5 protein-coding genes and 1 pseudogene are annotated in these 8,276 nt (G+C 71.7%); 1 reads left to right on the top strand and 5 read right to left on the bottom strand.

Annotated features, from left to right (window positions below):
* Both ABZW30_RS32005 and ABZW30_RS32000 read right to left on the bottom strand, forming a co-directional pair.
* A pseudogene (locus ABZW30_RS32005) lies at window positions 1-276 on the bottom strand (hypothetical protein); the annotation flags it as partial.
* 57 nt (window positions 277-333) lie between these two features.
* Complete coding sequence (locus tag ABZW30_RS32000) at window positions 334-1,845, bottom strand: gamma-aminobutyraldehyde dehydrogenase (RefSeq protein ID WP_355674707.1); 1,512 nt, start codon at window positions 1,843-1,845, stop codon at window positions 334-336.
* A gap of 256 nt (window positions 1,846-2,101) precedes the next feature.
* Here ABZW30_RS32000 and ABZW30_RS31995 point away from each other — a divergent pair, with 256 nt between their 5' ends.
* Window positions 2,102-3,757, top strand: coding sequence for a PucR family transcriptional regulator ligand-binding domain-containing protein (locus ABZW30_RS31995; protein ID WP_355674706.1), 1,656 nt, complete (start codon window positions 2,102-2,104; stop codon window positions 3,755-3,757).
* Between the two features lie 25 nt (window positions 3,758-3,782).
* Here the strand turns inward: ABZW30_RS31995 and ABZW30_RS31990 are convergent, their stop codons facing one another.
* The 3 genes from ABZW30_RS31990 to ABZW30_RS31980 all read right to left on the bottom strand — a co-directional run bounded on the left by ABZW30_RS31990 (window position 3,783) and on the right by ABZW30_RS31980 (window position 8,037).
* Window positions 3,783-4,937, bottom strand: a complete 1,155-nt coding sequence (locus ABZW30_RS31990; protein WP_355674713.1) for a spermidine/putrescine ABC transporter substrate-binding protein — start codon at window positions 4,935-4,937, stop codon at window positions 3,783-3,785.
* 130 nt (window positions 4,938-5,067) lie between these two features.
* Entirely contained in the window at window positions 5,068-6,426 is a 1,359-nt protein-coding gene (locus ABZW30_RS31985) for an aspartate aminotransferase family protein (RefSeq protein ID WP_355674705.1), read from the bottom strand.
* 135 nt (window positions 6,427-6,561) lie between these two features.
* Complete coding sequence (locus tag ABZW30_RS31980; protein WP_355674704.1) at window positions 6,562-8,037, bottom strand: gamma-aminobutyraldehyde dehydrogenase; 1,476 nt, start codon at window positions 8,035-8,037, stop codon at window positions 6,562-6,564.
* Between the last annotated feature and the right edge of the window lie 239 nt (window positions 8,038-8,276).

Here is an 8,276-nt window from a genome sequence, read left to right as displayed (position 1 = left end):
CACATACAGCGGCCAGTTGGAGAAGTCGACCTCCTTCTCGCTGTCCGAGAGGTCCTTGGCGGCGTTGGCGGTCGAGTCGCCGGTCGCCCGGGGCGCCGCCGGGATGCCGCAGGCGGCCAGGGTGCCCGCCCCGGTGGTCAGCGCGGCGGCGCGCAGCAGGGTGCGGCGGCCGACCGCGGCCCGACCGCCGGTCAGACTGCGTTCCCAGGCCCTGCGGACCGGTTCGGGAAGACCGTCGGTGAGCTCGTTGAACGCCTTGAACGCCTTGAACGCCATGGAACGGGCCTCCTGGGGGGAATGAGGGCGCGTGGGGGAAGCACCCTGGTCCGGGGGTTATCTGTCTCCGAAGACGGTGCGGTGCCAGTCCTTGCGGGCCACCGCGGTGGTGTCGAACATGACGTGCTTGACCTGGGTGTACTCGTCCAGCGAGTACTGGGACATGTCCTTGCCGTAGCCGGACGCCCCGTACCCGCCGTGCGGCATCTCGCTGATGATCGGGATGTGGTCGTTGACCCAGACGCACCCGGCGGCGATCTCCCGGGTGGCGCGCAGCGAGCGGTGCACATTGCCGGTCCAGGCGGAGGCGGCCAGGCCGTACGGGGTGTCGTTGGCCAGCCGCAGGCCCTCGTCGTCGCCGTCGAAGGGCAGCACCACCAGCACCGGGCCGAACACCTCGCCCTGGACCACCTCGCTGTCCTGGGCCGCGCCGGTGATCAGGGTCGGCGCGTAGTAGGCGCCCCGGCCGAGGTCGGAGCCGTCGTGGCCCTTCTGCGGCGCGGAGCCGCCGGTGACCACGGTGGCGTAGGAGCGGGCACGCTCCACGAACCCGGCCACCCGGTCCCGGTGGGTGTACGAGACCAGCGGGCCGAGGTCGGTGTGCGGGTCGCGCGGGTCGCCGATCCGGATCGCGGCGTACAGTTCGGCCACCCCGGCCGTGAAGGCGTCGTACAGCGGGCGCTGGACGTACGCGCGGGTGGCGGCGGTGCAGTCCTGGCCGCCGTTGATCAGCGAGGCGGCGACGGCGCCGTGCACCGCGGCGTCCAGGTCGGCGTCGTCGAAGACCACGAACGGGGCCTTGCCGCCGAGTTCGAGGTGGGTGCGCTTGACGCTCGCGGTGGCGAGTTCGGCGACCCGCCTGCCGACCGCGGTGGAGCCGGTGAAGGAGACCATCGCGACGTCGGGGTGGGCGACCAGGTGCTCGCCGGCCGTGCGCCCGGCGCCGGTGACCACGTTGACCACGCCGTCCGGGATGCCCGCCGCGGTGCAGGCCCGGGCGAACATCAGCGAGGTCAGCGGGGTCAGCTCGGCCGGCTTGAGCACGATGGTGTTGCCCGCCGCGACGGCCGGGAGGATCTTCCAGGCGGCCATCTGCAGCGGGTAGTTCCACGGCGAGATCGAGCCGACCACGCCGATCGCCTCGCGCCGTACGTAGGAGGTGTGGTCGCCGGAGTACTCGCCGGCCGCCTTGCCCTCCAGGTTGCGGGCGGCGCCGGCGAAGAAGGCGGTGTTGTCGATGGTGCCGGGGACGTCGAACTCGGTGGCCAGCTTGACCGGCTTGCCGGTCTGCGCGGTCTCCACCCGGACGAGGTCCTCCGCCGCGTCGGCCAGTACGGCGGCCAGCCGGGTGAGCGCCTCGGACCGGGCGCCCGGGGTGGCGGAGGACCAGCCGGGCAGGGCGGCCTTCGCGGCGGCGACGGCGGTGTCCACGTCGGCGGCGGTGGCCAGTGCGACCTGTTCGACCACGCTGCCGTCAGCGGGGTTGACGACCTGGAAGGGTTCGCCGCCGCCCCGCGTCTGACGGCCCGCGATGTACTGCGCGCCCGCGCCGAAGTCGGTCAGGTCCATCTGGTTCCTCCAAGTGCCGGCGGTTCGACCGCACGCTGCGGGGCCGTGCTTCCGCCGTGGGGGTCTGCGGTCCCGCTGACCTTGCCCGGTGCGGGGTTGACGTGACAAGGGTCACTTCGACAGTCTCGACACAAAGGGCCTTACAGAGTGCAAGGCCCTTCGCAGGGCAACAGGTCGTCGCCGCGGTGGATGATTCACCTGACACTCTGCCCACTCCGATCCCCGCTCTGGCCCTCCCCGGCCCTGGAGGCCCGCGATGCTCCCCACCGTCGCCCGAGTACTCGACCTGGAGGTGATGCGGCGCGGCCTGCCCCAGGTGGTGGCCGGCGCCGACCGCCTGGAGCGGCCGGTGCGCTGGGTCCACGTCAGCGAGCTGCCCGACGTCGCCGGGATGCTGCAGGGCGGCGAGCTGGTGCTGACCACCGGCATCGCGCTGCCCGAGGACCGGGAGGGCCTGGCCCGCTACGTCCGCGACCTGGACGAGGTCGGGGTGGCCGGACTGGTGGTCGAGTTCGGTCGGCGCTACTTCGACTCGCTGCCGCGCGCCCTGGTGAACGCCGCCGAGCAGCGCGGGCTGCCGCTGATCACGCTCCGCCGCGAGGTGCGCTTCGTCGCCGTCACCGAGGCCGTGCACGCCCTGGTGGTCAACGCCCAGCTGGAGCAGCTGCGAATCTCCGAGTCGGTCCACCAGGTGTTCAACGAGCTGGTGGTGGAGGGAGCCGAGGCTCCGGAGGTGATCCGTCAGGTGGCCCGGATGGCGGGCGCGCCGGTGGTCCTGGAGAACCTGGCCCACCAGGTGCTCGCCCACGATTCCGCCGGACGCCCGGAGGTCGAGCTGCTGGAGGACTGGGAGCGCCGCTCACGCGGGGTCCGTCCGCCCGGCCGCACCGGCCACGACCCGCGCAGCGGCTGGCTGGTCACCACCGTCGGCGCCCGCGGCCAGGACTGGGGCCGGCTGGTCCTGATCCAGGAACCGGGCCCACTGCCCGAGGGCGAGACCCACCCGCACGCCATGCTGCTGGAGCGCGGCGCCTCCGCGCTGGCGCTCAACCGGCTCGTGGTGCGCGACCGGGAGAGCCTGGAGCGACAGACCCACCGCACCCTGCTCTCCGGCATCCTCACCCACGCGTTGACCGTCTCCGAGGTGGCCCTGCGCGCCCAAGCGCTCGGCGTCCCGCTGGACGGCCGCCGGCTGGTCGGCGTGGTGCTGCGCCGGCGCCGCGGGCCGATCCCGGCCGCGCTGGAGGCGCAGGCCCGGCTGCGCGACTTCACCGAGCTGGCCGCCGGCGCGGTCCGGGCCTGCCGGCTCTCGGCCCTGGTCGGCGCGCTGGACGACGAGGGCGTGGGCCTGCTGATCGCGCTCGGCGCCCAGCAGGACGAGCACGCCGCGCTGGACTCCTTCTCGGCCGCCCTGCGCCGGATGTCCGCCGAGGCCGACCGGGAGGGCTCCGACACCCCGGGCCCGGTGGTCGCGGTCGGCTCCTCGGTCGGCTCGGTCCGCGACGCCCGGCGCACCCTGTTGGAGGCCGCCCAGGTCGCCGACGCCGCCCTGCACGACGCGCCCGGCGGCGGCCGGACCGCCTCCTACTACCGACTGCCCGACGTCCGGCTGCGCGGCCTGCTCCACCTGCTGCGCGACGACGCCCGCCTGCAGACCTACGTGGAAAGGGAGTTGGGCCCACTGCTGGCCCACGACGCCGAGCACAACGGCCAGTTGGTGCAGATGCTGCGGATCTACCTGGAGCAGGGCCGGAACAAGTCGGCGGCGGCCGACGCCGCGCACCTGTCCCGGCCGTCCTTCTACGACCGGCTGCACAAGGTCGAACGCATCCTCGGCGTCGACCTCGACCAGGTGGAGTCCTGCCTGTCCCTGCACGTGGCACTGCTCGCCCTGGACGCCGTCCGCCGCTGATCGACGGCGGTCACACCCCGACCCCTTACACTCCGGTCATGCGCCCCCAGACCTTGTGCAGCCCGGGCCGCTCGGCCGAGGTGACGTCGCGCATGCCGTGCAGCCGGGCGCGCATCTCCTCGGTCGGGAACACCAGTGGGTTCTCGGCGAGTTCGGCCTTCTCCTTGTCGCCGCTGTCCGCCAGCACCTCGCGGGCGGCCGGCACCGGGCAGATGTACTGGACGGCCGCGGCGAGGTCGGCGGCCACCTCGGGCTGGTAGTAGTAGTCGATCAGCAGCTCGGCGTTGCGCTTGTGCACGGCCCGGTTGGGGATCATCAGGCTCTCCGCCCACAGCTCGCCGCCCTCCTCCGGCACCACGAAGGCGATGTCCGGGTTCTCGGCGGTGAGTTGGACGGCGTCGCCGGAGTAGGCCTGGCAGGCGATCGCCGCGCCGGAGGCGAGGTCGCTGGTGTAGTCGTTGCCGGTGAAGCGGCGGACGTGGCCGGTGTCGACCATCCTCTGCACCAGGTCCATCGCCCTGTGCGCGTCGTCGTCGCTGAAGGCGGTGATGTCCGCGCCCTGGGAGAGCATCAGCAGCCCGAGCGCCTCGTCCAGCCCGGCGAACAGGGTGACCCGGCCCTTGAGGTCGGGTGCCCACAGGTCCGCGGTGGACTTCAGCTCCCGGCCGAGCGCCTTGTGGTTGTACGCGATGCCGGTGATCCCGGACTGCCAGGGCACGCTGCGCCTGCGCCCGGGGTCGAAGGCCGGATTCGCCAGCTGCGGGTCCAGGTTGGCGGTGACATTGGGCAGGTTGGCCCGGTCCATCGCCTGCACCCAGCCCAGCGAGACGTACCGCCCGGCCATCCAGTCGCTGATCACCATCAGGTCCCGGCCCGGGTCGGCGCCCTGGGTGAGCACCGGGCTGATCTTGCCGAAGAACTCGTCGTTGTCGTTGATGTCCTCGCTGTAGGTGACCGCGATCCCGGTCTTCTCGCTGAACGCGTCCAGGGTCGGGCGCCTGCCCCGGTCGTCGGTGTCGATGTACTGCGTCCAGTTGGAGAAGTTCAGCCGCTTGTCGCTCTCCGAGCGGTCCGGCGCCGAACGGCGGTCCTCGGCGACGTACGCCGACGGGATGCCGCAGCCGGTCAGCGTACCGGCGCCGAGCAGCGCGGCCCCGCCGAGCACGGAACGTCGGCGTATGCGTGCGGGGCCCTGAGGGCGGCTCGGGGCGGAACGACGGGGCGGGGTGGAGCTGCTGGACATGTGGGGCCTTCCGGAGCGTGGGACGGCCCCGGACACACGGGTGCCCGGGGCCGTCCTGGTAGGTACGTCAGACAGTGTGCGCGTCGGTGAGCGACAGCACCTCGTCCAGCACCGCGAGGCCGGTCTTGGCCTCCTCCTCGGTGACGGTGCACGGCGGAACGACGTGGAAGCGGTTCATGTTGACGAACGGCCAGAGCCCGCGCTGCTTGCAGGCGGCGGCCAGCTCGGCCATCGGCGCGTTGTCCGCGCCCGCGGCGTTGTACGGGACGAGCGGCTCGCGGGTCTCCCGGTTCCGCACCAGGTCGAGCGCCCAGAACACGCCCAGGCCGCGCACCTCGCCGATCGAGGGATGCCGCTCGGCCAGCTCGCGCAGGCCGGGGCCGAGCACCGTCTCGCCGATGTGCTTGGCGTTCTCGACGATGCCCTCCTCCGCCATGGTGTTGAGGGTGGCCACCGCCGAGGCGCAGGCCAGCGGGTGGCCGGAGTAGGTGAGCCCGCCGGGGAAGGCCCGCTCGGCGAAGGTGGCCGCGATCTCGGCGCTGATCGCCACGCCGCCCAGCGGCACGTAGCCGGAGTTGACGCCCTTGGCGAAGGTCAGCAGGTCCGGGGTGACCCCCCAGTGGTCGGCGGCGAACCACTCGCCGGTGCGGCCGAAGCCCGCCATCACCTCGTCGAGGATGAACACGATCCCGTAGCGGTCGCAGATCTCCCGCACCCCGGCCAGGTAGCCCGCCGGCGGGATCAGGATGCCCGCGGTGCCGACCACCGTCTCCAGGATGATCGCCGCGACGGTGCCCGGCCCCTCGAAGGCGAGCACCTGCTCCAGGTGCTCCAGCGCGCGCTCGCACTCCTGCGCCTCGTTCTCGGCGTGGAAGTTGGATCGGTAGGGGTACGGGCCCCAGAAGTGCACCACACCGGAGACGCCGGTCTCGTTGGCCCAGCGCCGCGGATCGCCGGTGAGGGCGATCGCGTTGGCGGTGGCGCCGTGGTACGAGCGGTAGGTGGACAGCACCTTCTGCCGGCCGGTGTGCAGCCGGGCCAGCCGGATGGCGTTCTCGTTGGCCTCGGCGCCGCCGTTGGTGAAGAAGATCTTGTCCAGGTCGCCCGGGGTGCGCTCGGCGATCAGCCGGGCGGCCTCGCTGCGCGACTCGACCGCGAAGCCGGGCGCGATGGTGCAGAGCTTCGCCGCCTGCTCCTGGATCGCGGCGACCACCTTCGGGTGCTGGTGGCCGATGTTGGTGTTGACCAGCTGCGAGGAGAAGTCGAGGTAGCGGTTGCCGTCGTAGTCCCAGAAGTACGAGCCCTCGGCGCCGGCCACCGCGAGGGGGTCTATCAGCGCCTGGGCGGACCACGAGTGGAAGACGTGCGCGCGGTCGGCGGCCTTGACGGCCCGGCCGGCGGCTGAGTCAGCGGTGGGGATGCTCATGCCGGTAAGGCTAGGGCCGCCCGCCGCCGAAGTGCAGTTTCATCCTGTCAGTCGGTCACGCGACCCGCCGACAGGGTGCAAAGTGACAGGGCCCGGATCGAAAAGACCCGGGCCCCTTGTCAGTTCAGACGATCATCAGATCGCAGTCATGACGTGCTTGACCCGGGTGTAGTCCTCGAAGCCGTACGCCGACAGGTCCTTGCCGTAGCCGGACTTCTTGAAGCCGCCGTGCGGCATCTCGGCGACCAGCGGGATGTGGGTGTTGATCCAGACGCAGCCGAAGTCCAGGCGGCGCGACATCCGCATGGCGCGGGCGTGGTCCTTGGTCCACACCGAGGAGGCCAGCGCGTACTCGACGCCGTTGGCGTACTCGACGGCCTGGTCCTCGTCGGTGAACTTCTGCACGGTGATGACCGGGCCGAAGACCTCGTTCTGGATGATCTCGTCGTCCTGCTGCAGGCCGGAGACGACGGTCGCGGCGTAGAAGTAGCCCTTGTCGCCGACCTGGTGGCCACCGGCCTCGACCTTGGCGTGGGCGGGCAGGCGCTCGATGAAGCCGGCGACCTGCTTCAGCTGGTTGGCGTTGTTCAGCGGGCCGTACAGCACGTCCTCGTCGTCCACACCGCCGGTCTTGGTCTCGGCCGCGGCCTTGGCCAGCGCCTCGACGAAGGCGTCGTGGATCGACTCGTGCACCAGCACGCGGGTGGCCGCGGTGCAGTCCTGGCCGGCGTTGAAGTAGCCCGCCACCGAGATGCCCTCGACGGCCTCGGCGATGTCGGCGTCCTCGAAGACCACGACCGGGGCCTTGCCACCCAGCTCCAGGTGGACGCGCTTGACGTCCTTGGACGCGGACTCGGCGACCTGGATGCCCGCCCGGACCGAGCCGGTGATCGAGGCCATCGCCGGGGTCTTGTGCTCGACCATCAGCTTGCCGCTCTCGCGGTCACCGCAGATGACGTTGAAGACGCCGGCCGGCAGCTCCAGGTCCTTGAGGACGCCGCCGATGATCTCGGCCAGCAGCACGGTGGAGGCAGGGGTGGTGTCCGAGGGCTTCAGCACGACGGTGTTACCCGCGGCGATGGCCGGGGCGAACTTCCACACCGCCATCATCATCGGGTAGTTCCACGGCGCGACCTGGGCACAGACGCCGACCGGCTCGCGGCGGATGATCGAGGTCATCCCGTCCATGTACTCACCGGCGGCCTTGCCCTCCAGCAGGCGGGCGGCGCCGGCGAAGAAGCGGATCTGGTCCACCATCGGGCCGATCTCCTCGGAGAGGGTCAGCGCGCGGGGCTTTCCGGTGTTGCGCACCTCGGCGTCGACGATCTCGTCGGCCCGGGCCTCGACCGCGTCGGCGATCTTCAGCAGGAGCTTCTGCCGGGTGCTCGGGGTGGCGTCGCGCCAGATCGGGAACGCGGCGGCGGCCGAGGCCATGGCCGCGTCCACGTCAGCGGCACCGGACAGCGGCGACGTCGCGTACACCTCGCCGGTGGTCGGGTCCACGATGTCGAGCGTGCGGCCGTCAGCCGCGTCGACGAACTCACCGTTGATGTAGTTGCGCAGCGTGCGAAGGTCGCTCACGGGTCTCTCCTCGGTCTGGGCCTGCGGCATTGCAGATTCCGGCGCCATGGTACGTCGGCGGGTCCGGCCTACGAAGGGTGCCGAGTGGCCGGGCCCGAAGCGGCGCGGTCCACTGGTGGCGGAATGCGCGCCGCCTTGCGGGGGCGCGCGCGTACCGTGCCAGGGTAGCCGCAATACTGCCGGGATCGACAGGCTTGGCCCGCTTACACGATGAAATCCGCATGCGATTTCCAAGACCGCGACGAAATCAGCAGTTTCCTCGCTTGCGA

Origin of the sequence: Kitasatospora sp. NPDC004669 (assembly GCF_040609455.1) — a bacterium.
In the GTDB taxonomy this organism is placed as follows: Bacteria; Actinomycetota; Actinomycetes; order Streptomycetales; family Streptomycetaceae; genus Kitasatospora.
Note: the sequence above shows the minus strand (reverse complement) of the source record. Positions and strands in the feature narration are given on the sequence as shown.